Annotated in this window: 23 protein-coding genes; 12 read left to right on the top strand and 11 right to left on the bottom strand. The window is 71.4% G+C overall.

The features are described from left to right. Positions 1-76: 76 nt before the first annotated feature. The 3 genes from BJY18_RS05490 to BJY18_RS05480 form a co-directional block, all read right to left on the bottom strand. The gene (locus BJY18_RS05490; RefSeq protein WP_184778227.1) at positions 77-1,003 is read right to left on the bottom strand and encodes a ParA family protein; all 927 of its coding nucleotides are present in this window, start codon (positions 1,001-1,003) and stop codon (positions 77-79) included. 61 nt (positions 1,004-1,064) lie between these two features. Beyond that, a complete protein-coding gene (locus tag BJY18_RS05485) occupies positions 1,065-1,856 on the bottom strand; it encodes a thioesterase family protein (protein WP_184778225.1) in 792 nt (263 codons plus the stop codon). Further along, on the bottom strand, positions 1,856-2,791 hold the full coding sequence (locus tag BJY18_RS05480) for a RecB family exonuclease (protein WP_184778223.1): 936 nt from the start codon (positions 2,789-2,791) through the stop codon (positions 1,856-1,858). Before BJY18_RS05480 ends, BJY18_RS05485 begins: the two co-directional genes overlap by 1 nt. A gap of 550 nt (positions 2,792-3,341) precedes the next feature. On the opposite strand from BJY18_RS05480, the gene BJY18_RS05475 reads away from it, so the two are divergent. Then, positions 3,342-4,499 (top strand): M50 family metallopeptidase, encoded by a 1,158-nt coding sequence (locus BJY18_RS05475; protein WP_184778221.1) that lies wholly within the window; start codon positions 3,342-3,344, stop codon positions 4,497-4,499. Positions 4,500-4,582: 83 nt separating this feature from the next. Continuing rightward, a complete protein-coding gene (locus BJY18_RS05470; RefSeq protein WP_184778218.1) occupies positions 4,583-5,413 on the top strand; it encodes a tRNA (adenine-N1)-methyltransferase in 831 nt (276 codons plus the stop codon). 187 nt (positions 5,414-5,600) lie between these two features. On the opposite strand, the gene BJY18_RS05465 is transcribed toward BJY18_RS05470, so the two are convergent. The 3 genes from BJY18_RS05465 to BJY18_RS05455 all read right to left on the bottom strand — a co-directional run bounded on the left by BJY18_RS05465 (position 5,601) and on the right by BJY18_RS05455 (position 7,252). Then, complete coding sequence (locus BJY18_RS05465) at positions 5,601-5,756, bottom strand: agmatine deiminase family protein (protein ID WP_221457575.1); 156 nt, start codon at positions 5,754-5,756, stop codon at positions 5,601-5,603. 117 nt (positions 5,757-5,873) lie between these two features. Further along, positions 5,874-6,326: a hypothetical protein gene (locus tag BJY18_RS05460; protein WP_184778217.1), complete on the bottom strand. Its 453-nt coding sequence runs from the start codon at positions 6,324-6,326 to the stop codon at positions 5,874-5,876. Beyond that, positions 6,326-7,252: a hypothetical protein gene (locus BJY18_RS05455; RefSeq protein WP_184778216.1), complete on the bottom strand. Its 927-nt coding sequence runs from the start codon at positions 7,250-7,252 to the stop codon at positions 6,326-6,328. The genes BJY18_RS05460 and BJY18_RS05455 overlap by 1 nt, the downstream gene beginning before the upstream one ends. A gap of 372 nt (positions 7,253-7,624) precedes the next feature. On the opposite strand from BJY18_RS05455, the gene arc reads away from it, so the two are divergent. The 4 genes from arc (at position 7,625) to BJY18_RS05435 (ending at position 11,600) form a co-directional block, all read left to right on the top strand. Further along, entirely contained in the window at positions 7,625-9,427 is a 1,803-nt protein-coding gene (arc, locus tag BJY18_RS05450; RefSeq protein ID WP_184778215.1) for a proteasome ATPase, read from the top strand. Between the two features lie 155 nt (positions 9,428-9,582). Beyond that, on the top strand, positions 9,583-9,921 hold the full coding sequence (locus BJY18_RS05445) for a hypothetical protein (RefSeq protein ID WP_184778214.1): 339 nt from the start codon (positions 9,583-9,585) through the stop codon (positions 9,919-9,921). A 72-nt stretch (positions 9,922-9,993) separates the two neighbouring features. Then, positions 9,994-10,911 (top strand): aldo/keto reductase, encoded by a 918-nt coding sequence (locus BJY18_RS05440; RefSeq protein ID WP_184778213.1) that lies wholly within the window; start codon positions 9,994-9,996, stop codon positions 10,909-10,911. Positions 10,912-10,985: 74 nt separating this feature from the next. After that, positions 10,986-11,600, top strand: a complete 615-nt coding sequence (locus tag BJY18_RS05435) for a hypothetical protein (protein ID WP_184778212.1) — start codon at positions 10,986-10,988, stop codon at positions 11,598-11,600. Here BJY18_RS05435 and BJY18_RS05430 read toward each other — a convergent pair. After that, a complete protein-coding gene (locus tag BJY18_RS05430) occupies positions 11,591-12,103 on the bottom strand; it encodes an NUDIX hydrolase (protein WP_184778211.1) in 513 nt (170 codons plus the stop codon). The two genes, BJY18_RS05435 and BJY18_RS05430, sit on opposite strands and share 10 nt — an antisense overlap. 41 nt (positions 12,104-12,144) lie before the next feature. Between BJY18_RS05430 and dop the strand changes: the two genes are divergently transcribed. The 4 genes from dop (at position 12,145) to prcA (ending at position 15,800) form a co-directional block, all read left to right on the top strand. Next, positions 12,145-13,647 (top strand): depupylase/deamidase Dop, encoded by a 1,503-nt coding sequence (dop, locus tag BJY18_RS05425; protein ID WP_184778210.1) that lies wholly within the window; start codon positions 12,145-12,147, stop codon positions 13,645-13,647. Positions 13,648-13,735: 88 nt separating this feature from the next. Next, a complete protein-coding gene (locus tag BJY18_RS05420; protein ID WP_184778208.1) occupies positions 13,736-13,930 on the top strand; it encodes a ubiquitin-like protein Pup in 195 nt (64 codons plus the stop codon). A gap of 138 nt (positions 13,931-14,068) precedes the next feature. Then, positions 14,069-14,929, top strand: a complete 861-nt coding sequence (gene prcB, locus BJY18_RS05415; RefSeq protein ID WP_184778206.1) for a proteasome subunit beta — start codon at positions 14,069-14,071, stop codon at positions 14,927-14,929. A 67-nt stretch (positions 14,930-14,996) separates the two neighbouring features. Then, the gene (gene prcA / locus BJY18_RS05410; protein ID WP_184778204.1) at positions 14,997-15,800 is read left to right on the top strand and encodes a proteasome subunit alpha; all 804 of its coding nucleotides are present in this window, start codon (positions 14,997-14,999) and stop codon (positions 15,798-15,800) included. 366 nt (positions 15,801-16,166) lie between these two features. On the opposite strand, the gene BJY18_RS05405 is transcribed toward prcA, so the two are convergent. The 3 genes from BJY18_RS05405 to BJY18_RS05395 all read right to left on the bottom strand — a co-directional run bounded on the left by BJY18_RS05405 (position 16,167) and on the right by BJY18_RS05395 (position 19,340). Next, positions 16,167-17,417, bottom strand: a complete 1,251-nt coding sequence (locus BJY18_RS05405; RefSeq protein ID WP_184778202.1) for an RNA polymerase sigma factor — start codon at positions 17,415-17,417, stop codon at positions 16,167-16,169. Then, entirely contained in the window at positions 17,417-17,767 is a 351-nt protein-coding gene (locus BJY18_RS05400; protein WP_184778200.1) for a YciI family protein, read from the bottom strand. The genes BJY18_RS05405 and BJY18_RS05400 overlap by 1 nt, the downstream gene beginning before the upstream one ends. 109 nt (positions 17,768-17,876) lie before the next feature. After that, positions 17,877-19,340: a bifunctional phosphatase PAP2/diacylglycerol kinase family protein gene (locus BJY18_RS05395; RefSeq protein ID WP_312874090.1), complete on the bottom strand. Its 1,464-nt coding sequence runs from the start codon at positions 19,338-19,340 to the stop codon at positions 17,877-17,879. 179 nt (positions 19,341-19,519) lie between these two features. Between BJY18_RS05395 and pafA the strand changes: the two genes are divergently transcribed. Together pafA and BJY18_RS05385 are read left to right on the top strand one after the other, a co-directional pair. Next, positions 19,520-20,878: a Pup--protein ligase gene (pafA, locus tag BJY18_RS05390; protein WP_184778198.1), complete on the top strand. Its 1,359-nt coding sequence runs from the start codon at positions 19,520-19,522 to the stop codon at positions 20,876-20,878. Between the two features lie 48 nt (positions 20,879-20,926). Beyond that, complete coding sequence (locus BJY18_RS05385; RefSeq protein ID WP_221458617.1) at positions 20,927-21,955, top strand: WD40/YVTN/BNR-like repeat-containing protein; 1,029 nt, start codon at positions 20,927-20,929, stop codon at positions 21,953-21,955. 18 nt (positions 21,956-21,973) lie between these two features. Here the strand turns inward: BJY18_RS05385 and BJY18_RS05380 are convergent, their stop codons facing one another. Further along, positions 21,974-22,672, bottom strand: coding sequence for an SDR family oxidoreductase (locus BJY18_RS05380; RefSeq protein WP_184778194.1), 699 nt, complete (start codon positions 22,670-22,672; stop codon positions 21,974-21,976). Positions 22,673-22,715: the final 43 nt, after the last annotated feature.

Genomic DNA, 22,715 nt, shown 5'->3' with positions numbered 1-22,715 from the left:
CCGCGGGATCGCGCCGGTTTCTGCACTGAGCGGTGTGCCCGGCCCCGGGCCGGTCACACCGGGAAGGAAACAACCGCTACCTTCTGCGTTTGGGCATCAGGTCGTAGAGCTTTTTGCGGGCGCCGTTGTCGTTGGCGTTGCGGGCGACCGCGACGTCGGAGATGAAGTCCTCGAACACGAACTCGTCGTCCGCGGGGACTTCGGTCGGGCCGGGGTTCTGCGCGAGGTAGCCGTCGAGTGTCTCGGCGATCTCGCGGAACGACACCGCCTGGATCGTCTCCGGTGCGTAGGTGGTGACCGGGACGCCGTTCGCCGCGGCTTCGTTCATGACCACGCCGAGGGGTACGTGCGACAGCATCGGCACGCCGAAGGAGAACATTTCCTGCAGTGCCGCGGCCGCATAGTGCGAGATCGGCCGGCGGTAGAGGCCGGGCACGATGCCGTACCAGGAGATCGGGCCGCGGCCGGTGGTCTGTTCCACGTATCGGACCTGGTCGGCCAGCAGCCGCAGGGCGCGGATGCTGGTCTTGTCCGGCTGGACCGGTACGAGGATGCCGTGTGAGGCGGCGAGCGCGTTGTTGGTGAGCACGTCGAGCGCCGGCGGGCAGTCGATCACCACGTGGTCGTAGTGCGCGAACTGGATGACCCGGGCCAGCTGCCAGCCGGGCACCCGGAACTGGTCGAGCCTGCGGATCAGGTCGAACATCCCGGGCGAGGTCGGCACCACGTCGAACGTGCCGCCGCGGCCGATGTTGCTGCGGGGGTGCGCGAGCGCCAGCTCCTCGACCGGTCCCTTCCACAGCTTCGTGAGCGCCTTGGCCAGGCTGGGGCCGTCGGCCGGGGTCTCGGGCAGGCCGAGCATCTCGGTGGTGGCGTGCCCTTGCGGGTCGAGGTCGATGAGCAGCACGCGCCGGCCTCGTTCGGCCAGGGCTGCGGCCGCGCCCACGCTCAGCGAGGTCTTGCCCACCCCGCCCTTCTGGTTGACCACCGAGGTGATCTGCATGCCGGAGCGCTCCTTGTCGGTCGTTCCGCGAAGGGTATCGGACCCGCGGGCCGGGGTGGGCTCATCCGCCCCCGGCCTGTCGCGGCCGGACGAGCAGTGCCTGCGCGCCGGTGCCGACGGGGCCGGCGCTGTCGTGCAACGTACTCGTCGCGGTGCCGATCCCGTGCGGCCCGACCAGGGTGACCGCGTCCAGCCCGATCCACTCGCCCGCGGGTGCCCGCCGCAGGTGCACGGTGAGTTCCGAGTTGATGAACCACCATTCCGTGGTGTCGAGGAAGTGCGACACCCCGTTGCCCGAGTCGGCGATCGCGAACAGCCGCTGCAGGCCGCTCGGCTCCTCGCCGTCGACGAGCGGGATTCGCTGCCGTCCCCACACCGCCGCCGGGCCGGGTGCCGAGACCGCGCCGCGCACCGAACGCCATTCGATGGCCTGCAGGTAGCCGCCCTGCCAGGTGTCCGGGAAGGTGGTGGCCGATCCGGCGGCGGCCGTGGGCAGCAACGGGCCGGCGTCGGTGGCGATGGCCGTGGTGTCCGAGGTCGCGATGCGCCACGCGGACGCGCGCGCGACCGGCCTGCCGTTCGCGGACAGCTCCGAATGCAGCAGCTCGACCGAACGTCCCGGCCGTTCGATCCAGGACCGCTGCTCGAGTTCGGCGACCGGTGCCGGGCCGAGGATCTCCACGGTGACGCGGGCGAACTGGGCGGGACGCGCGGCCTCGAGCCGTTCGAGGCCGCGCACGAGCAGCGCCGAGGGCGGGCCGAAGTGCTGCGCGCCCGGGTCCCACGGGCCGCTGGTGTGCTCGGTGGCCGCGTATCGCTCGCCGTCGAGGGGGACGTAGAAGGCGTCGGCCATCAGTCGGCCCGGTCCAGTGCCGTCTCGTCGCCCGGATCGGGCTCCGGCCAGCCCGGGTAGTCCGGTGGCGTGCCGCCGAACTCCGGGCAGTGCGCCTGGTGGTCGCACCAGGAGCACAGCTTGCTCTTGTTCGGCCGGAAATCGCCGCTCTTGCCGGCGCGCAGGATCGCCTGCCAGATCGCTTCGAGGGTGCGTTCGAAGCGCACCAGCTCGGCCTCGTCCGGGGTGTAGGCCAGCGACTGGCCGTCGGTGAGGTACATCAGCTTCAGCTGGCGCGGGACCACGCCACGCAGCCGCCACAGCACCACCGCGTAGAACTTCATCTGGAACATCGCCTTGGCCTCGCCGATCTCCCGCGGGGCGGCGCCGGTCTTGTAGTCCACGACCCGGATCTCGCCGGTGGGCGCCACGTCCACCCGGTCGATGTACCCGCGCAACCGCACCCCGGAGCCCAGCTCGATCTCGACGTGCAGCTCACAGGCCTCCGGCTCGAGCCGGCGCGGGTCCTCCAGCTCGAAGTAGGAGTCGAGCAGCTTCTCCGCGGACGCAAGCCACGCGGTGACTTCGGGTGTGCCGTTCCGGCCGGAACTGCCGGCCTGCTGGGAATCGTCGACCTGGCCGGGTTCGCTCTCCGCGAACAGCTCCGTCCATTCGGGACTCGTCTCCGACAGCTCGGCCCAGGTGGGCTCGAGCAGCTCCTTGGCGCGCGGGGCGACGCGTTCGGCCGCCGGCAGTGCGAAAAGCCGCTCGAGCACGGCGTGGACGAGCGTGCCGCGCAGCTGAGCCCGCGTGGGGACCTCCGGCAGCCGGTCGACCGCGCGGAACCGGTAGAGCAGCGGGCACTGCTTGAAGTCGCTCGCGCGGGACGGCGACAACGCGGGCCGCCTCCGGACAGGGGCGTCCGGGGGACTGGTGGCCGTAGCGGTATCGGGCATGGCCAGAGGGTAACGCCGGGCACCGACAGTTCCGCGCCCCCGACGCGCGGACGAGGCGAGTCGCCTCCCGGTCAAGGCCGGAATGCGGGAGTCGCGCGGGTTCACGCCCGGCACCGGAAGGCATCCTGCGCAAGTGACGGTCCGTGAAGGAAACTACGTCCGTCAAGGGAGCGGGGGTTTGCGGCCAGGAATTGCTTGCCGGAGTCTGGCCAGACGGGCTGGAGGTCTGCACCGCGGCTCGGCCGCACCGGGCCGCCCGGCAGCCAGACACTCGCGGCAGGCACGCGCTTCGGCTTGCTCGCCCACCAGGCAGCCGGCGGCCTCATGTCCGGCACCGCCGCCCACCGCACCACCAGGCCCACTGGCACGTCTAGTACACGCGCCTCTCGGCCGCGCCAGGCGCGGCCGCGCCCACTCCCGGCCGCACGGCCCACCCGACGCGTCGCTACCCCACACGACCGACGCCGGTGACCGGCCACGCGGCCGACACCACCCGTCGGCGCGGACGGGGTCACTCGGTTCCCACATGGGGGCCTCTACGCTGGTCGGCATGGCCGCGACCAGTCAGCCCGGTGCCGGGCCCTCCCGGCAGGCCGCCGGCGGGGACGGGGGGCTCCTGCTGTTCCGGGTCGGCGGGGTGCCGGTGCTGCTCGCCCCGTCCTGGTGGGTGGGCTCGCTGATCATCGTGGTGCTCTACGCGCCGCTGGTCGGGCGGCTGCTGCCGGACGTCTCCACACTCACCTCGTGGCTGCTCGCGGCCGCGTTCGCGGTGCTGCTCGGGCTGTCCGTGCTGGCGCACGAGCTGGGGCACTGCGTGGTCGCGCTGCGGCTCGGGATTCCGGTGCGGCGGTTGCGGTTGTTCCTGCTCGGTGGACTGTCCGAGGTCGCCCGCTCGCCGCGCCGGCCCGGGCAGGAAGGGCTGGTCGCCGCGGCGGGACCCGCTGTTTCCCTGCTGCTGGGCGGGTTCTGCGCGCTGCTGATGTTCGCCGTGCCGCCGGACGGCGCGGTCTGGCTGCTGGTCGCCGAATGCGCGGTGGCCAACCTCGCGGTCGGCGTGTTCAATCTGCTGCCCGGCCTGCCGCTGGACGGTGGACGGCTGGTGCGGGCCGGGGTCTGGGCGGCGACCGGGCTGCGGGCCAAGGGCACCCGGGCCGCGGTCGCGGGCGGCGCGCTCGTGGCGACCGCGCTGATCGTGTGGGCGCTGTGGGGACTGGCGACGCAGAGCCCGGACCGCTGGCTGCGGCTGGGCGTGTGCGTGGTCACCGCCTGGTTCGTGATCCTCGGTGCCCGATCCGAGCTGGCCGCCGAGGCCCGCCGGGGCTGGCCGCAGGGACTGCGGCTGGCCGAGCTGGTCCGCCCGGTGCTGCAGCTGCCCGCGGAAAGCCCGGTGTCCGACGCGCTGGCCGCCTCCGCCGGTCGTGGCGTGGTGCTGGTTCGGGCGGACGGGGTCGCCGCCGGCCTGCTGGACGAGCAGGCGGCCCAGCAGCTGGCGGGCACCAGCCCGCACGCGCCGGCCGAGCTGGCCGCGGAGCCGATCCGCGCGGAGACCGTGCTGCTGGCCTCGGAGCCGGGGGAGGAGATCGCCGAGCACGTGCGGGAGACACCGGCCTGGCAGTTCCTCGTGGTCGACGACGAGGGCAGGCCGGCCGGGGTGCTGCGGCGCGAGGACCTGCGGGCCGCGCTCGCCCGCGGCGGCCGCGCGCGCTGAGCCCGCACCCGGGCACCGGCCCGGCGGGACGACCTGCGAGGATTCCTCCCCGGTGTGTCCCGTGTGCGCAGTGGAGGAAGAAGTTGTCGGTCAGCGGACCGTTTCGTGCAGGTGACCGGGTTCAGCTGACGGATTCGAAAGGCCGGCACTACACCCTCACGCTCGCCGGCGGCGGGGAGTACCACACGCATCGCGGCGCGCTCGCGCACGACGACCTGATCGGCCGTCCGGAAGGTTCGGTGGTCACGTCCACCGGCGGCAGCAACTACCTCGCGTTGCGCCCGCTGCTGCCGGACTACGTGCTGTCGATGCCGCGCGGCGCCCAGGTGATCTACCCGAAGGACGCCGCGCAGATCGTGATGTGGGGCGACATCTTCCCGGGCGCGCGGGTCCTCGAAGCCGGCGCCGGTTCGGGTGCGCTGACCTGCTCGCTGCTGCGCGCGGTCGGTCCGGCCGGGCAGGTGTACTCCTACGAGATCCGGGACGACCACGCCGAACACGCCGAGCGGAACGTGGTGAAGTTCTTCGGCGACAAGCCGGCGAACTGGACCCTGACGGTCGCCGACCTGGCTTCGCACAGCGGGGAAGTGGACCGCGTCGTACTGGACATGCTGGCCCCGTGGGACCAGCTGCCGAACGTCGCCGAGCACCTGGTGCCGGGCGGGGTGCTGACGGTGTACGTCGCGACGGTCACGCAGCTGTCCCGGGTGACGGAATCGTTGCGGGAACAGCAGTGCTGGACCGAGCCGGAGTCGTGGGAGACGCTGATGCGGCCCTGGCACGTGGTCGGACTGGCCGTCCGTCCCGATCACCGGATGGTCGCGCACACGGCGTTCCTGCTGACCGCGCGCCGGCTGGCCAACGGCACGGTGTCCCCGCGGGTGTCACGCCGGCCCAGCAAGGGCAAGGGCTGACCGGATCCGGCTTTCCGCCGCGGGCGGTGGGTACGACCGGAGTCACTACAGCCGCGGTCAGTCCGACCGGGGAAGCTGCTGGGTCGCGCAGTGAATGCCGATCGCGCCGTGGGACACGTAGTAGTTCACGTAGCTTGGCAGGAACTTCTCGCTGTGGACTGCCCGGGGGATTGCGGTTGTCGTTGTCTCAGCAGCTCTCGGTCGCCAGCAGAGCGCCCTGCCGGTCGACCTCGATCCCGCGTCCTTCGCCGGTGACGGTCGCCTGGATCTGGGGCAGCTGCTCGCGTTCCAGGATCCGGCGCGCCACGAGCCCGTCCCGGTCGTGCTGCTGCTTGCCGGCCAAGCCAGGTAGGTCAGCTGAGGGGGATGCGCTTCGTCGGGTATGCGCCAGCCGGCCGACGGCTGCGCCGGTGTGGCTGCTCCCGTCTGGATCTGCGCATGGTCCACTTTCGACGGAGGCCTAATCCGCGAGGCACCACCGGCCGTTTTCGCGGCGTAGCGGGAACGCGGTGTCCTTGTGTCCTCCCTCGGCTTCCACGTGGACGGTCGCCGTGGCTTCGTCGCCGGACACCAGCGGCGGTGCGGCGAGCGTGACCCGCATCGGTCCGGTGGCATCCCACCGGCTCTGCAGACGCGCGAGCGCTTCCGCGGTCTGCGGACGGCAGGCGAGGGCGCCGAACTCCGTGGTGTCGGCGGCCGACATGGCGTGCACGAGAGCGTTCGCCACCACAGTGGTCGCCACGCGGTCCGCCTCCGGGGCCTGCGACGACGGGGTCGTCCGGGGCGCCGGAGGCGGTGGTGCCGGGGTGGCCGGTGGCCCGGACCCGGGAAGAGCGACGAGGAGCAGGCCGAGGAATCCGCCTGCCACGAGCGCGGCGAGAACGACGAGTGCCGCGACGAGCCCGCGGTTCACTAGTGGTCCGCGACGACCTTCCCGAGACACCAGGAGCCACCTCGCCGGTAGCCGGTCATCGTGCCGTCGGCGATGTTGCTCGCCTGGGTCACGTGGTATCGGACGGTGGCCTGGTCACCGCTTTCCTGCGGGCTGCCGGTGAGTTCGAAGTGGATCCCGGAGGGCAGGTTGCCGTCCGAGGGCTTCTGCCCCTTGGTGAGCTCGGTGCAGAGCATCGAGAAGATGCTGTCGCCGTCGGAGTCGTTGTACGCCTGGGCCGCCGCGGTGAACAGCTCGCCGGACGACGACTTCCCGCCCGGGGCGGCCTCGCCGTCGCCGGTGCCCGTGCCTGCCGACGGCGGCGCGCTGGACGCCCCGCCGCTGGGTTCGGTGAACCGCGGCACGCTCGAGGAAGCCGGCGCGGACGACGACGGCGGCGCGGCGGCGGTGTTGTCCTGCTGCGGGTCGTCGTCACCGGACAGGCCGATCACGAGCCCGACCGCGGCCCCGATCACCACCACGGCTCCGATCGCGACCCCGACGATGAGGCCGGTCTTTTTCTTCTTCGGCGGTTCCTGGCCGAATCCGCCGAAGCCGGGCCCACCGCCGGGCTGCCCGGGCTGTCCCGGCTGTCCGGGGTTGTTCGGGTCCCAGCCGCCCGGCTGGGGCTGCCCGCCCTGGTTCCATCCCTGCTGTCCGCCCTGCTCCCAGCCACCCGGCTGCGGCGCGCCCTGGTTCCACCCACCGGGCTGCTGCCCGCTCTGGTCCCACCCACCGGGCTGCGGACCGCCCTGGTTCCACCCGGGCTGCTGCGGCTGGTTCCAGCCGCCGGGCTGCGGCTGCCCGCCGGGCTGTCCCTGTCCCGGCGCGGGCTGCTGCCCGTAGGGATTCGGCTGCTGCGGCCCACCTGGGTTCCAGCCCCCGGGCTGCTGCGGCGGGTAGGTCATCTCGCTGCCCCCTGCTTTTCGTCATCGTCGTCCCCGGCCACCGTGGTGGTGGTCACGACGGATGCTAGCCAGCACTGCCGGTACCGGCACGGCCAGTCCGGACGCTGTCTGTTTCGCCCGGATTCCGGACCGGATCCGCGGGAGGTTCGCCGTGGTGACGCCGGGGTATTCGGCTGATGCCCGAGCAGTGCGGCGGAACACGCCGTGACGGTCACCCGCTGTGGGGTACCGAAACGGACGCTTGCGCCGTGGTCGCCGCCGTGCTGGGCGGGCGGGAAAAAAGCGACGCGCCGATCTTGTGATGCGGAAAGGCCTTTTCTTGTCGGTGATCGCCGGTACCGTGGAATGAAAAGCACTCCGAGGAGGTGCCCGATGCACCATGACCTTCCCGGAGGTCGGCGCGAGGAGGCCGACCCTTCAGCAACGAGCGGAGCTGGGCAGGCGAGCGACGAGCAGGCCCGCCAGATCCGTTTTCTCGAGGAAGAAGTGGCGCTGCTGCGCCGCAGGCTCACCGATTCACCGCGCCAGAACCGAGTACTCGAACAACGCCTCGCCGAGGCGACGGAGCGGGTGAATCAGCTCACCGAACGCAACACCAAACTGGTAGAAACCCTGCGTGAGGCCCGTGGCCAGCTGCTGGCCCTGCGTGAGGAGGTCGACCGGCTGGCGCAGCCGCCGAGCGGCTACGGGGTGTTCGTCGCCTCGTACGAGGACAACACGGTGGACGTCTACACCGCGGGCCGCAAGATGCGGGTTTCGGTGTCGCCGGCCGTGGAGCTCTCGTCGCTGCGCCGTGGCCAGGCGTTGCGACTCAACGAGGCGCTCACCGTCGTCGAGGGCGGGGATTTCGAGCGCACCGGCGAGGTGTGTGCTCTGCGTGAGGTGCTCACCCCGGACGTCGAGGACGGCAGTCCACGCGCGCTCGTGGTGGGGCACGCCGACGAGGAGCGGGTGGTGCTGCTGGCCGACCCACTCGCCGAGCAGGCCCTGAAACCCGGGGACTCCCTGCTCGTGGACTCCAAGGCGGGCTACGCCTACGAGCGGGTGCCGAAGGCCGAGGTCGAGGACCTCGTGCTGGAGGAGGTGCCGGACGTCCGCTACGAGGACATCGGTGGCCTGTCCCGGCAGATCGAGCAGATCCGCGACGCGGTGGAGCTGCCGTTCCTGCACGCGGAGCTGTACCAGGAGTACCAGCTGCGCCCGCCCAAGGGCGTGCTGCTCTACGGCCCGCCGGGCTGCGGGAAGACGCTCATCGCCAAGGCGGTGGCGAACTCGCTGGCCAAGAAGGTCGCCGGGGCCCGTGGGCAGAACGAGGACGGGAAGTCCTACTTCCTCAACATCAAGGGTCCGGAGCTGCTGAACAAGTTCGTCGGTGAGACCGAGCGGTCGATCCGGCTGATCTTCCAGCGGGCACGGGAGAAGGCCTCCGAGGGCACTCCGGTGATCGTGTTCTTCGACGAGATGGACTCGATCTTCCGCACGCGTGGTTCGGGCGTGTCCTCCGACGTGGAGACCACGATCGTGCCGCAGCTGCTCTCGGAGATCGACGGTGTCGAGGGCCTGGAGAACGTCATCGTCATCGGCGCCTCCAACCGGGAGGACATGATCGACCCGGCGATCCTGCGCCCGGGCCGGCTGGACGTGAAGATCAAGATCGAGCGGCCGGACGCGGAGGGCGCGAAGGACATCTTCTCCAAGTACCTGGCCGAAGGCCTGCCGATCCACGGTGACGACCTCACCGAGTTCGGCGGGGACCAGAAGGCCACGTTCGACGCGATGATCCAGCACACCGTCGAGCGGATGTACGAGGAGAGCGACGAGAACCGGTTCCTCGAGGTCACCTATGCCAACGGGGACAAGGAAGTCCTGTATTTCCGCGATTTCAACTCGGGCGCGATGATCCAGAACATCGTGGACCGGGCGAAGAAGTCCGCGATCAAGTCGGTGCTGGAGACCGGGCAGCCCGGTCTGCGCGTGCAGCACCTGCTGGACGCGATCGTGGACGAGTTCGCGGAGAACGAGGACCTGCCCAACACCACCAACCCGGACGACTGGGCCCGGATCTCCGGCAAGAAGGGTGAGCGGATCGTATACATCCGCACGCTCGTCACCGGCAAGAACCAGGAGTCGGGGCGGGCGATCGACACCGCCACGAACACCGGTCAGTACCTGTAAACGCGTTTCCTCGAGGGCTCGTCGGCAGCGGCCGGCGGGCCCTCGAGGCGCTTCTGTGAGGTAAGTCACTCAAGGACTTCGCTGGGTGACGGCCACGCCGGGGGGGAGTGGCCGGTTACCGGGCATCGAGCGTATAACGCTCTATACTGCGGCTCGTGAGTACTGACGACACCCGGCCACGACCGCCGGTCACCGAGGCCGACATTCTCGCCTGGCTGGAAACCACGGCCGCCGCCGTCCGCGCGGGAGAGCTCGGGGCACCCGACCTGATCGACCTGCTCGGCGAACTCCGCCGCGCCTCCGCCGCGTGCGCCGACGCCTCCGACTGGGCCCTGCTCGCCGCTCGCGAAGAGGGCGCGAGTCTCCGGCAGATCGCCCCGGTCTTCGGCAAAGGCTACGTCCGCGCCCCGGCCGCCCGCCTCGAGAAACTGCATCGCCAGGCACAGAACTCCGGCCAATGGCTCGCCATCCTCCGGCATCACCAAAGTGTATAACAACCTATACGGCTGGGGGCGGGTGGAAAGATCCCCCAATCACCAAAAAGCAAGCACCGACAGGGAGAAGCGATGCAGCGCATTGCGGTGGGGCTCGCCGCGCTCGGCCGTCCGGCGTACGTGAATCTGGGGCGGGAGCTGCCGGCGGACCGGGACGTTCCGGCGATGCGGGCGGCGACCCATGCGGTGCTCGACGACGCGTACGCGGCCGGGGTGCGCTGGGTGGACGTCGCGCGTTCTTACGGCCGGTCCGAGGAGTTTCTCGGTGACTGGCTCCGGGAACGTGGTCATCGAGACCTCACGGTGTCGAGCAAATGGGGTTATCGGTACGTCGGGCAGTGGCGGCTCGATGCCGACGTGCACGAGGTGAAAGAACACAGCCTGGCGCGCTTCCGGGAACAGTGGGCGCGGACGCGCGAACTCCTCGGTGCGCAGGTCCACCTGTACCAGGTGCATTCGCTCACTGTGGACAGTCCACTTTTCACTGATCCGCCGTTGCTCGACGCGCTGGCCGGACTGTCCGCCGACGGGATCGAGGTCGGGTTCTCGACTTCCGGCCCGGCGCAAGCGGACGCGGTGCGGAGGGCGTTCGAGCTGGAAGTGGCCGGACAGCCGGTCTTCTCCTCGGTGCAGTCCACGTGGAACGTGCTCGAGCCGTCCGTCGGGCCGGCGCTCGCCGAGGCGCATGAGGCGGGAAAACGCGTCCTGGTCAAGGAAACGCTGGCGAACGGTCGGCTCGCGGTGGAGGCGCCGGAGCCGGTGCGGCGGCTGGCCGCGGAGCACGGTGTCGGCCCGGATGCGATCGCAGTCGCCGCGGTGCTCGCGCAGGACTGGGCTTCCGTCGCGGTGCTCGGGCCGTCGAGTCCCACTCAGCTGGCGGCGAACCTGGCCGGGACGCGGGTGCCGCGTGCCGTGGTGGCCGGGCTCGGCGAGGTGGCGCAGGATCCGGCGGAGTACTGGGCGCAGCGATCCCACCTCCGGTGGAACTGAGCGGCTGCACTACTCTCGGCCGCATCGCGGGCCCGGGGGCGGCCCGGCCGCGGGAGTGTGCGGAGGGGTGGCAGGTGCGTCATCGGCAGGTGCCGGCGGTCGCCGTCCTCGTCGGGCTGGGGGCGCTGAATCTGGCCGGATGCGGGAACCGGCCGAACGATCTCGAGACCTACTACGACGATCCCTCGCCCTCCCCGGAGACGAGTGCCCCCGTGCAGCCTCCGGCACCCGCGCCGGTTTCCGTGCCCCCGTCGCCTTCGCGAGCCGCGGTCGATCCGCGGCCGGCCCTGCTGTCCGATGAGGACGTTGCCGAGGAGGGCGTGACCCCGGGCGCCGGGCAGGCGTCCGGGTGCCTGAGCGGGCTCGCGGCCGGGGAGCGGCGCTCGGCGAGCTGGCGGTATCCGAGCGGTTCGGTGCTGACCCACGAGGTGACCGCGTACGCGGATCGCCGCGGCGCGGACGTGGTTTCGGCCGCGGACTGTGCCGGTGAGGTGGTTGCGCTGCCGACTGCGCCGGGGGTCGCCGAGCAGCGGGTGTGGTGTGCGGATGCGACCTGTTCGGTGTTGCTGGCCAACGGGAACGTGGTCTCCGCGTTGAGCGTGGCGGCGAGTACGCCGGAGCGGGCGCAGGACGCGGCGAAGCGGTTGCTGCCGAAGCTCGCGGCGAAGCTGGCCGCGGTTCAGCCGTAGCGGCGGAACCATTCCCGGATGCCGGCGCGGCCGTCCGGGATGAAGGGGCTGGCCGGATCCTCGACCCAGGCGCGTAGCTGGTCGAGGGGCATCCAGCGGCCTTCGGCGATTTCTTCGGGCTGGTGCCGGATCGGTCCGTCCCAGTGGACTTCGAAGGCGAAGTTGTGGCAGTGCACGCTGCCTTCGTCGTAGATCTGGGTGAACAGTGGGGTGGGTTCCACTCCGTGGACGCCCAGTTCCTCGGCGAGCTCACGGCGGGCGCAGGCGGCCGGTGTCTCGCCGGCCGCGACGACGCCGCCCGCCCAGCAGTCCCAGGTGGACGGGAAGATGTCCTTGCCGGCGGTGCGCAGGTGAACGTAGACCGACCGGCCGTCGCCCGATCGGACCAGTACGACGCCGGCCGCGTGCCAGAGTCCCTCGGTGCGCACGCGGGAACGTGGTGCCGCGCCGATGTCGTGGCCGTCGCGGTCATAGCGGGCGACGAGTTCGTCACTGCCTGGCATGGGGGCATCGTCGCACGCGGTGAACCCGTAGGGTGGTGGGTATGCGGCGGATCATGGGAACCGAAGTCGAGTACGGCATCTCCGTGCCTGGGGACGCCACGGCGAATCCGGTGCTCACCTCGACCCAGGTGGTGCTGGCCTACGCGGCGGCGGCGGACATCCCCCGGGCGCGCCGGGCGCGCTGGGACTACGAGGTGGAGTCGCCGCTGCGCGACGCGCGCGGGTTCGACCTGACCGGTCCGGGCGGGCCGGGCAACGATCCGGACGTGGAGGATCTGGGGGCGGCGAACGTCATCCTCACCAACGGTGCCCGGCTGTACGTGGATCACGCGCATCCGGAGTACTCGGCGCCGGAGGTCACGAACGCGCGGGACGCGGTGATCTGGGACAAGGCCGGCGAGCGGGTGATGGAGGAGGCCGCGCTGAAGGCGGCCACCGTGCCGGGGCAGGCGCCGTTGCAGCTGTACAAGAACAACGTGGACGGCAAGGGTGCCAGTTACGGCACGCACGAGAACTACCTGATGGCGCGGTCGACGCCGTTCACCGCGGTGATCGGGGGGCTCACGCCGTTCTTCGCGTCGCGTCAGGTGGTGTGCGGGTCCGGCCGGGTGGGGATCGGGCAGCAGAGCGAGGAGGCGGGTTTCCAGCTCTCGCAGCGCGCGGACTACATCGAGGTCGAGGTCGGGCTGGAGACGACGCTCAAGCGCGGGATCATCAACACGCGCGACGAGCCGCACGCGGACGCGGACAAGTACCGGCGGCTGCACGTGATCGTCGGGGACGCGAACCTGGCGGAGTACTCGACGTATCTGAAGGTCGGGACGACGGCGCTGGTGCTGGACCTGATCGAGGCGGGTGTGCGGTTCGACGATCTGAAGCTGGAGGAGCCGGTGCGTGCGGTGCACCGGATCAGCCACGATCCGACGTTGAAGACGAAGGTCGAGCTGGCGAACGGGAAGAAGTTCACCGGTTTGGACCTGCAGTTCGCCTATCACGAGGTGGCGGCGGCGAATCTGGAGCGCACCGGCGCGGACGAGTCGTCGAAGGAGGTGCTGCGGGTCTGGGGTGAGGTGCTGGACGCGCTGGCGCGGGACCCGGCGGAGTGTGCGGATCGGCTGGACTGGCCGGCGAAGCTGCGGCTGCTGGAGGGGTACCGGGAGCGGGATCAGCTGGCCTGGGGTGCGCCGCGGTTGCGGCTGGTGGATCTGCAGTATTCGGATGTGCGGCTGGCGAAGGGGCTGTACAACCGGCTGGTCACCCGGGGTTCGATGAAGCGGCTGGTCACCGAAGACGAGGTGCGGGCGGCGGTGACCACGCCGCCGTCGGACACCCGGGCGTACTTCCGGGGCCGGGCGCTGGAGAAGTACGCGACGTCGATTGCGGCGGCGTCGTGGGATTCGGTGATTTTCGACGTGGGCCGGGAGTCGCTGGTGCGGATTCCGACGCTGGAGCCGCTGCGGGGGACGAAGGCGCACGTCGGGAAGTTGCTGGACGCTTCGGCGACGGCCGAGGAGCTGGTCGAGGCGATCACCGGTTCGGACTAGCCGAAACCGGCATTGTGGCGGGCGCGTGGGCACCGATTGTCCGGCCCGCTCGGTAGGCTTAGGGACAACGGCCACACCGGGAGGCGACATGGCGCAGGAGAAGATCGAGAAGCACGGTGGTGGGGACTCCGACGAGGAGTCCGAGGCGACCGGAGCGGCGGGCCAGGAGCGGCGCGAGCAGCTCGGCGAGGATGTGGACACGATCCTCGACGAGATCGACGACGTGCTGGAGGAGAACGCCGAGGACTTCGTCCGCGCCTACGTGCAGAAGGGCGGCGAGTAGCCGTTCGTCCGTGGTGCCGGTCCCGGAGCGGGGCCGGTGCCGCGGGGTGCACGGGGTGGCAGGCTAGCCCGGTGCTGGGGGCGTCCTGGCGGACGTGGCCGGCACCGGACACGGGAGAGATGGGAACCAAGAGCACGTATGGACAACACCTCCGCTGGGGCGGGTTTTTCGGGGACCGGCCTGCCGTCGGCTTATTTCTCGCCGGCTTCGTCGTCGTTCGCGGATTTCCTGCGGGTGGCCGCACCCGATCTGCTGCCGGCGCGGCGGGTGCCGGCTGACGCGGGTCTGGACGTACCGCACGGCACCACGATCGTCGCGCTGACCTTCGCCGGTGGGGTGCTGATCGCGGGTGACCGGCGGGCGACGTCGGGGAACCTGATCGCGAGCCGGGACATCGAGAAGGTGCACGTCACCGACGAGTACTCGGCGGTGGGTATCGCCGGGACGGCGGGGCTGGCCGTGGAGATGGTCCGGTTGTACGCGGTGGAGCTGGCGCACTACGAGAAGATCGAGGGTGTGTCGCTGTCGCTGGACGGCAAGACGAACAAGCTGGCCGGGATGGTGAAGGCCAACCTGGAGATGGCGATGGCGGGGCTGGCCGTGGTGCCGCTGTTCGTGGGGTACGACCTGGAGGCCGAGGACGCGAAGCACGCCGGCCGGATCGTGTCGTACGACCCGGCGGGTGGCCGGTACGAGGAGAACGCGGGCTACGCGGGGGTCGGTTCGGGTTCGCTGTTCGCGAAGTCGGCGCTGAAGAAGCTGTACGACCCGGATGCGGACGAGGAAGCGGCGGTGCGGACCGCGGTGGAGGCGTTGTACGACGCGGCGGACGACGACACCGCGAGTGGTGGTCCGGACCTGGTGCGGCGGATCTTTCCGAACGTCATCACGATCACCGCGGAACAGGGTGCGGTGCAGCTGCCCGCGGAGCGGACCGGGGCGGTGGCGGAGGCGGTCGTGGCCGGCCGGGCCGAGCGCACGCACCACCGGCCGAGCTGAGTCCGCCGATGTTCCTGCACGCTGACCATTCGAGCGCCGGTACGCCGGAGAACGTGGAGCCGACACCGTGACGATGCCGTTGTATGCCTCTCCCGAGCAGTTGATGCGGGAGCGTTCCGAGCTGGCGCGGAAGGGGATTTCGCGCGGCCGGAGCGTGGTGGTGCTGAAGTACGCCGGCGGGGTGCTGTTCGTGGCGGAGAATCCGTCGGCGACGTTGCACAAGGTGTCGGAGATCTACGACCGGATCGGGTTCGCCGCGGTGGGCCGGTACTCGGAGTTCGAGAACCTGCGGGTGGCGGGGATCCGGCATGCGGATCTGAAGGGCTACCAGTACGACCGGCGGGATGTGAGTGCGCGGGCGCTGGCGAACGCGTACGCGGCGTCGCTGGGCAGTATCTTCACCGAGCAGCTGAAGCCGTTCGAGGTGGAGGTGTGCGTGGCCGAGGTGGGGGCGACCTCGGCCGAGGACCAGCTGTACCGGTTGACGTTCGACGGCTCGATCTTCGACGAGTCGCCGTTCGTGGTGATGGGTGGCCAGACCGAGCCGATCAGTACGAAGCTGAAGGACGTGGTGGATCCGGAGCACGATCTGCGTACCGCGCTGGCCACGGCGATCGAGGGTCTGCGGGCGACTTCGACCTCGTCGTCGACCTCGTCGTCGAACGGCAACGGTGCGGCGGCGGAGGCGGATCAGATCAAGCTGGAGGTGGCGGTCCTGGACCGGGCTCGGCCGAGGCGGTCGTTCCGCCGGTTGTCCGGTGCGGCGCTGGACGCGTTGCTGCCGGAGCCGAAGGAGGGCGCGTCCGGTGGCGAGGAGAAGCCCGGTAAGGACGACAAGGGGTCGTCGGGGGGCGCTGCCGAGAAGGAGTGAGCTTGTGTGGTGGCGGGGCCGTCCGGTTTTTCGGGCGGCCCCGCCGTCGTGTGGGGCCGGAGTGTGGGGCGAGGCTTCGGACCCGGTGGCCGGGGCTGCGGGGCCTTACCTGCGGAGCCAGTCGCCGAGTAAGACCAGTGACGTAGTGGCGGGTGGGACGGCGCGGGGCCGTGGTGGTCGCGCACCAGCCCGACGGTGCCGGCATCCCAGTGGGTGAGCGCGCGGTGTTCGTGCCGGACGGCTTTCGGGTGCCAGCGTGGGTGAGCTGTTCGAGGGTCCATTCGCGTTGGCGGGTGAGGAACTCGGCCACTTCCGAGCCCGCCGAGGGAGTGCCCGAGGATCAGGTCCGTGCTGCCGGGTCGGGTTTCAGTCCGATCCGGCGTTGAGGGCGCTGATGCGGCGGCGCAGGAAAGTGCGTTCCGGTTCGGTGCCCGCGGAATCCAGGGCGTGGCGGTAGGCCTCGGCGGCTTCGGTGTGGCGGTCCAGGCGCTCGAGCAGGTCTGCCCTGGCGACGGTGTACGGGTGGTAGTCGCGGAAGAGGGGTTCGCCGGCCAGGTCGTCGAGGAGGGCCAGTCCTGCGGCGGGCCCGTCGCGCATGGCCACCGCGGCCGCTCGGTTGAGTGCCACCACCGGTGTCGGCGTCAGGGCGGTGAGGACGTCGTAGAGCGCGACGACGCGGGCCCAGTCGGTGTGGGTGACGCTGGGGGCTTCGTCATGGAGCGCGGCGATGGTGGCTTGGACGGTGTACGGGCCGGCCGGGCCGGCGGTGACCGCCGACCGCAGGAGGGCGCGGCCTTCGGCGATCAGGTCCTGGTCCCAGCGGGTGCGGTCCTGGTCCTCCAGCAGGACCGGAACGCCGTCGGGGCCGGTGCGGGCGCGGTGGCGGGCGTGTACGAGCAGCAGTAGCGCCGTGAGGCCGGCGGTTTCGCGTTCGCCCGGCAGGAACCTGTGCAGAATGCGGGCGAGCCGGATGGCTTCCTCTGCGAGGTCCAGGCGTTGCAGGTGCGGGCCGGAGCTGGCCGCGTAGCCCTCGGTGAAGATCGAGTACAGCACCTGCAGCACGCCGGGCAGCCGTTCGGCGAGTTCGTCGCCGCCGGGGACGCGGAACGGGATGCGGGCGACGCGGATCCGGTTCTTGGCCCGGACGATGCGTTTCGCCATGGTCGCGGTGGGGACGAGGGACGCGCGGGCCACTTCGGGGGTGGTGAGCCCGGAGAGACAGCGAAGGGTGAGCGCCAGGCGGTCCTCCGCGGCGAGGGCGGGATGGGCGCAGGTGAAGAACAGCTGGAGACGCTCGTCGGGCAGTTCGCCGCGGATGGGTGCCGCGGCGCCGGACCGGTCGAGTTCGGCTTGCAGGAGCGCCAGTTTCGCCGCGTAGGCCTGGTCGCGGCGGAGCCGGTCGACGGCTTTGCGGCGGGCCGTGGTCATCAGCCAGGCGCCCGGATTGGGCGGGACGCCGTCGGCGGGCCATCGCACGAGGGCGGTCTCGATGGCTTCGGCGGCGGCTTCCTCGGCGAGGTCGAGGTCGCCGAACCGGCGGGTGAGGGCGGCGAGCAGGCGGCCGTGCTCCTCGCGGAACACGGCCGCCGTGGACGCGTGCGCGTCCGGTCCGGACATCAGCCGGGGAATTCGGCGATCGGCCGGACCACGACCGCACCGTCGCGGGCGCCAGGACAGCGGGCGGCCCAGTCGAGCGCGGCGTCGAGGTCGGGCACGTCCAGGACGTAGAACCCGCCGAGCAGTTCGCGGGTTTCGGCGAACGGGCCGTCGGTGGTGATCGAGCGCTGCCCGTCCGCGCCTATCTTGACCGTGGTGGCGGTGACGAGGTCGGCGAGGGATTCCCCGGTGACGTACACGCCGGCGTCGCGGACTTCCTTCTCGTAGGCCATCCAGTCGGCCGGTTCGCAGCCGGCCGGGCTGCCGTTGTCCTCGAGCGCGGAGGCGTGGATCAGCAGCAGGTATTTCATGTCAGGCTCCTTGTCCGGTGGTGCCGCCCGGGTGGCCGCACGTACCTGCTACGAACGGCGGCCGCCCGGATGGACAGGCCCTGGCGAAAAGTTTTCCGCCAGGGTGCGCTCATCCGGACGGGTCGGGGTTGCGGTAGATGGTGAGCGCACTCGGGCGGGAACGGAAGTGGAACTCCCGCCCCAGCGGGCCCACCTCGCCGTCGGTGGCGACCCGGCGATGGCCGTCGCGCAGCCGGATGTGCAGCTCCGGCAGGTCGTGCTGCTGGTAGACGTGGCTGGCGTGCAGGCTGTTGGTGATCATCGCGAGGAGGAACCGGGCCCGTGAGTAGGGCAGGTCGGCACGCAGGTACCGGACGTCGAGCAGGCCGGTGTCGAGCGCGGGCCGCCGGGACGGGGCGAAGCCCTTGGGTGAGTAGGTGCCGTTGCCGACGAACAGCAGCCAGATCTGTGCCTCGGCGCCGTCGAGCTCCACGCGCAGCGGTTTGGCCCGGCGCAGGACCCGGGCGAGCGCGAGCGCGGCGGCCGGCCACTTCGGATGCTTTTCCTGGAGTTTTTCCCGCAACCGCACCATTTCCGGATAGCCGCCGAGACTCGCGGTGTTGACGAACCAGCGGTGCGCGGGTCCGTCGGCGCCGCTGATCTCGACCTCGCCGAGATCGATCCCGACGGCGTGGCCGCCTTCGGTGGCCGCGTCCGCGTCGGGCATCGAGCGGACCCCGACGTCGCGGGCGAAGTGGTTGAGCGTGCCGGTGGGGATGAGTGCGAGCGGGAGCCCGCGTTCGGCGGCGACCGAGGCGACCGAGGCCACGGTGCCGTCGCCGCCGGCCACGCCGAGCGCCCGCACGGTGCCGCGCGCGTCGATCTCGTCGGCGAGCTGCTCGCGCAGGTCACGGTCGGAGTCCGGGTACTGCAGGGTCGCCTTGGGCCAGGCGTAGCGGACGTCCTCGGTCGGATCCTGCCCGTTGACCCCGGAATGCGGGTTGACCAGCGCGAGCATGTCCTCGCCGTCGACCATCAGCGGCGCCTGCGCCTGGTGCGCGGTACGCGCCCGCAGATCCGGGTGCAGGGGCCACCAGTGCCGGGTGAGCGCGGCCGCGCCGGCACCGATCGCCAGTCCGGCACCGACATCACTGGGCCAGTGCACCCCGGTGTGCACGCGGGAGTAGGCCACGAGCCCGGCCAGCGGCGCGAGCGCGAGCCCGGCGCGGGGCGACTCCATCGCGACCGCCGTCGCGAACGCGGCCGCCGAGGCGGCGTGCCCGGACGGGAACGACGACGAACTGGGCCGGCGGCGCAGCCTGCGGTGCTCGGGCACCTCGTCCTCGGCCGGGCGGCGGCGGGGGAGCAGCGGTTTGCCCACCAGGTTCGCCGCGGCGCTCGCACCGGCGATCGCCGCGGCCCCGCGCAGCGCCGCGCGTCGCGTGGGTCCCTTCCGGACGGCGAGGACCGCCGCCACGCCCCACCAGAGCCGGGATTTGTCCGCACTGCGGGACACCAGCGACAGGACGTCGTCGGCGCGGGTCCGCGGCAGCGCCGCGCTGCGCCGGACGAGCGCGCGGTCACCGTCTCCCACCTGGCGAAAAGCCTCGCCGAGACGGGACAACGCGGTCGCGCGATCCCGCCGTACGAACGGGTTCCGGCCGCCCGCGGCGACCGGTTTGTGGCACTTTCTCACCCAACGCAACGTACCGACCGCGTGTCGACGCCCGAACGGCGCACCGGCGGAGGGGGCGCAGCGCCTACTCTGGGGACATGCAGCGGCGGATCTTTGGCATCGAGACCGAGTTCGGGGTCACGTGCACCTTCCACGGTCAGCGCAGGCTCTCCCCGGACGAGGTCGCGCGCTACCTGTTCCGGCGGGTCGTCTCGTGGGGACGCTCGTCGAACGTGTTCCTCTCCAACGGCTCGAGGCTCTACCTCGACGTGGGCTCGCACCCGGAGTACGCGACCGCGGAATGCGACGACCTGACCCAGCTGGTCACGCACGACAAGGCCGGTGAGCGGATCCTGGAGGACCTGCTCACCGACGCCGAGCGCCGGCTCGCCGACGAGGGCATCGGCGGCGACATCTTCCTGTTCAAGAACAACACCGACTCCGCGGGCAACTCCTACGGCTGCCACGAGAACTACCTGGTCACCCGGGCCGGGGAGTTCTCCCGGATCGCCGACGTGCTGCTGCCGTTCCTGGTCACCCGCCAGCTGATCTGCGGGGCGGGCAAGGTGCTGCAGACCCCGCGCGGCGCGGTGTACTGCCTGTCCCAGCGGGCCGAGCACATCTGGGAGGGTGTCTCCAGCGCCACCACCCGCTCGCGGCCGATCATCAACACCCGCGACGAGCCGCACGCGGACGCCGAGCGCTACCGCAGGCTGCACGTGATCGTCGGCGACTCAAACATGGCCGAGCCGACCACCATGTTGAAGATCGGCTCGGCGAACCTGGTGCTGGAGATGATCGAGGCCGGGGTGCAGTTCCGCGATTTCACCCTGGACAACCCGATCCGCGCGATCCGCGAGATCAGCCACGACCTCACCGGCCGCCGCCAGGTCCGCCTGGCCGGCGGGCGGGAAGCCTCCGCGCTGGACATCCAGCGGGAATACCACGCCCGTGCCGTGCAGCATCTCAAGGAGAACGGCTCGACCCCGGCCAACGAGCGGGTGGTGGAGCTGTGGGGCCGCGCGCTGGAGGCGGTCGAACGGCAGGACTTCAGCACCATCGACACCGAGATCGACTGGGCGATCAAGCACCGCCTGGTGGAGCGCTACCGTTCCAAGCACGATCTGGACCTGTCCAGCCCGCGGGTGGCGCAGCTCGACCTCGCCTACCACGACATCCGCCGCGGCCGCGGCGTGTTCGACCTGTTGCAGCGCAAGGGCCTGGTCAAGCGGGTGACCGACGACGGCGAGATCGAGGCCGCGAAGGACACCCCGCCGCAGACCACCCGGGCGAAGCTGCGCGGCGACTTCATCGCCGCGGCGCAGGCCGCCGGGCGGGACTTCACCGTGGACTGGGTACACCTGAAGCTGAACGACCAGGCCCAGCGCACCGTGCTGTGCAAGGACCCGTTCCGGGCCGTGGACGAACGCGTGGAGCGGCTGATCAGCTCGCTGTGACCGACGAAAGTCGGCGGGGCGATGCGGCAGGATCGGCACATGCGTCCGTTGCGGGTGGTGCTCGTCCTGTTCGCGGTGCTGTCGGTGGCCCTGACCGGGGTCGCCGCGGCGACCGGCCTTCCGTCCTGGCGGCTCACGCCCACCGGCGTGCAGGCGCAGCTGCGTGGCCTGTCGGCGGTGAGCGCGCGGGTCGCGTGGGCGAGCGGCACCGAGGGCACCGTGCTGCGCACCGTCGACGGCGGACGCAGCTGGGCCTCGGTCGGTCCGCCCAGCACCGGTGAGCTGGAGTTCCGCGACATCGAGGCGTTCGGCGCCGGTCGTGCGGTGGTGCTCTCGATCGGGCCGGGCGGCGATTCCCGGATCTACCGCACCGATGACGCCGGCGCGCACTGGCGCCAGACCTTCACCAATCCGGACCCGGCCGCGTTTTACGACTGCCTCGCCTTCTTCGATCCGTGGCGCGGCCTCGCGATGAGCGATCCGGTCGACGGCCGGTTCCGCATGCAGACGACCTCTGACGGTGGCCGCAGCTGGCGGCAGCTTCCCGGCAGCGCGTTCCCGCCCGCGCTGCCGGCGGAAGCCGGGTTCGCCGCGAGCGGCCAATGCGTGAGCACTTCGGGTCCGTTCGACGCGTGGCTGGCCACCGGCGGTGGTGTACGGGCGCGGGTGCTGCATTCGGGCGACGGCGGACGGCACTGGATCGCCGCGGACACCCCGTTGCCGAGCAGCGCGTCCGCCGGGGTGTTCGCCGTGGCGTTCCGGACCCCGCGGCAGGGCGTCGCGATCGGCGGCGACTACGCCACCCCGGACGCACCCGGCCCGGCCGTGGCGCTCAGCGGTGACCGCGGCCGTAGCTGGCACACCCCACCGCGCTACCCGGCCGGATACCGCTCCGGCCTCGCCTGGCGCGGCGGCACCGTCTTCGCCGTCGGCCCGGGCGGCAGCGATTTCAGCCGCGACGGCGGCCGCAGCTGGACGCAGTTCGATTCCGGCAGCTTCGACACGGTCGACTGCACCGGCACCGGTGCTTGCTGGGCGAGCGGCGTCGACGGCAGGCTCGCCCGGCTCGCCTTCTGACCGTCCCTTGGCGCGACGTCAGCGTTCCTGGCCGGTCGGGCGCACCACGATCTCGTTGACGTCCACCGAGGCCGGCTGGTCGAGCGCGTAGAGCACGGCGCGCGCGAGGTCGCCGGCCGCCAGCTTCGGCTTCGCCCGCATCTCGCGGGTGATCATTTCGGTGTCCACGATGCCAGGGTTCACCAGCGTCACCCGCACGCCGGTGCCCACCGCCTCCTCGCGGATCGCCCCGGCCATCCCGGTGACCGCCCACTTCGTCGCCGAGTACAGGCTCGCGCGGCGGATGTGGCGGCCCGCGACCGAACCCGTCAGCACCAGGTGCCCGCCGGTGCGAGCCAGCTCGGGCAGCGCCGCCCTGGCGGTGATCGCCGCGCCGTAGACGTTCGTCAGGACCATGTCACGCCAGCGCTCGGGATCCTCGCCCTCGGTGCCGAAGAACGACGTCCCGAGCATCGAGCCGGCGTTGGCGAACACGGCGTCGAGGCGGCCGAACTTCTCCACCGTGGCCGCCACGGCGCCGGAGATCGCCGCCCAGTCCGCCACGTCCGCGCCCAGCGCCAGCGCACGGTCGGTGCCCAGCTCGGTGGCCAGCGCGGACACCGACTCCGCGCGGCGGGACACCAGCGCCACCCGGAAACCCGACCCGGCCGCCAGCCGCGCGGTCGCCTCGCCGATCCCGCGGGAGGCACCGGTCACCAGAAGAACTCGATCAGTCATACCGCCAAGGCTAGGCCCGTTCCGACGCGCGTATCCCGGACCT

This window comes from Amycolatopsis jiangsuensis, assembly GCF_014204865.1.
GTDB classification, from domain to species: Bacteria; Actinomycetota; Actinomycetes; order Mycobacteriales; family Pseudonocardiaceae; genus Amycolatopsis; species Amycolatopsis jiangsuensis.
Note: the sequence above shows the minus strand (reverse complement) of the source record. Positions and strands in the feature narration are given on the sequence as shown.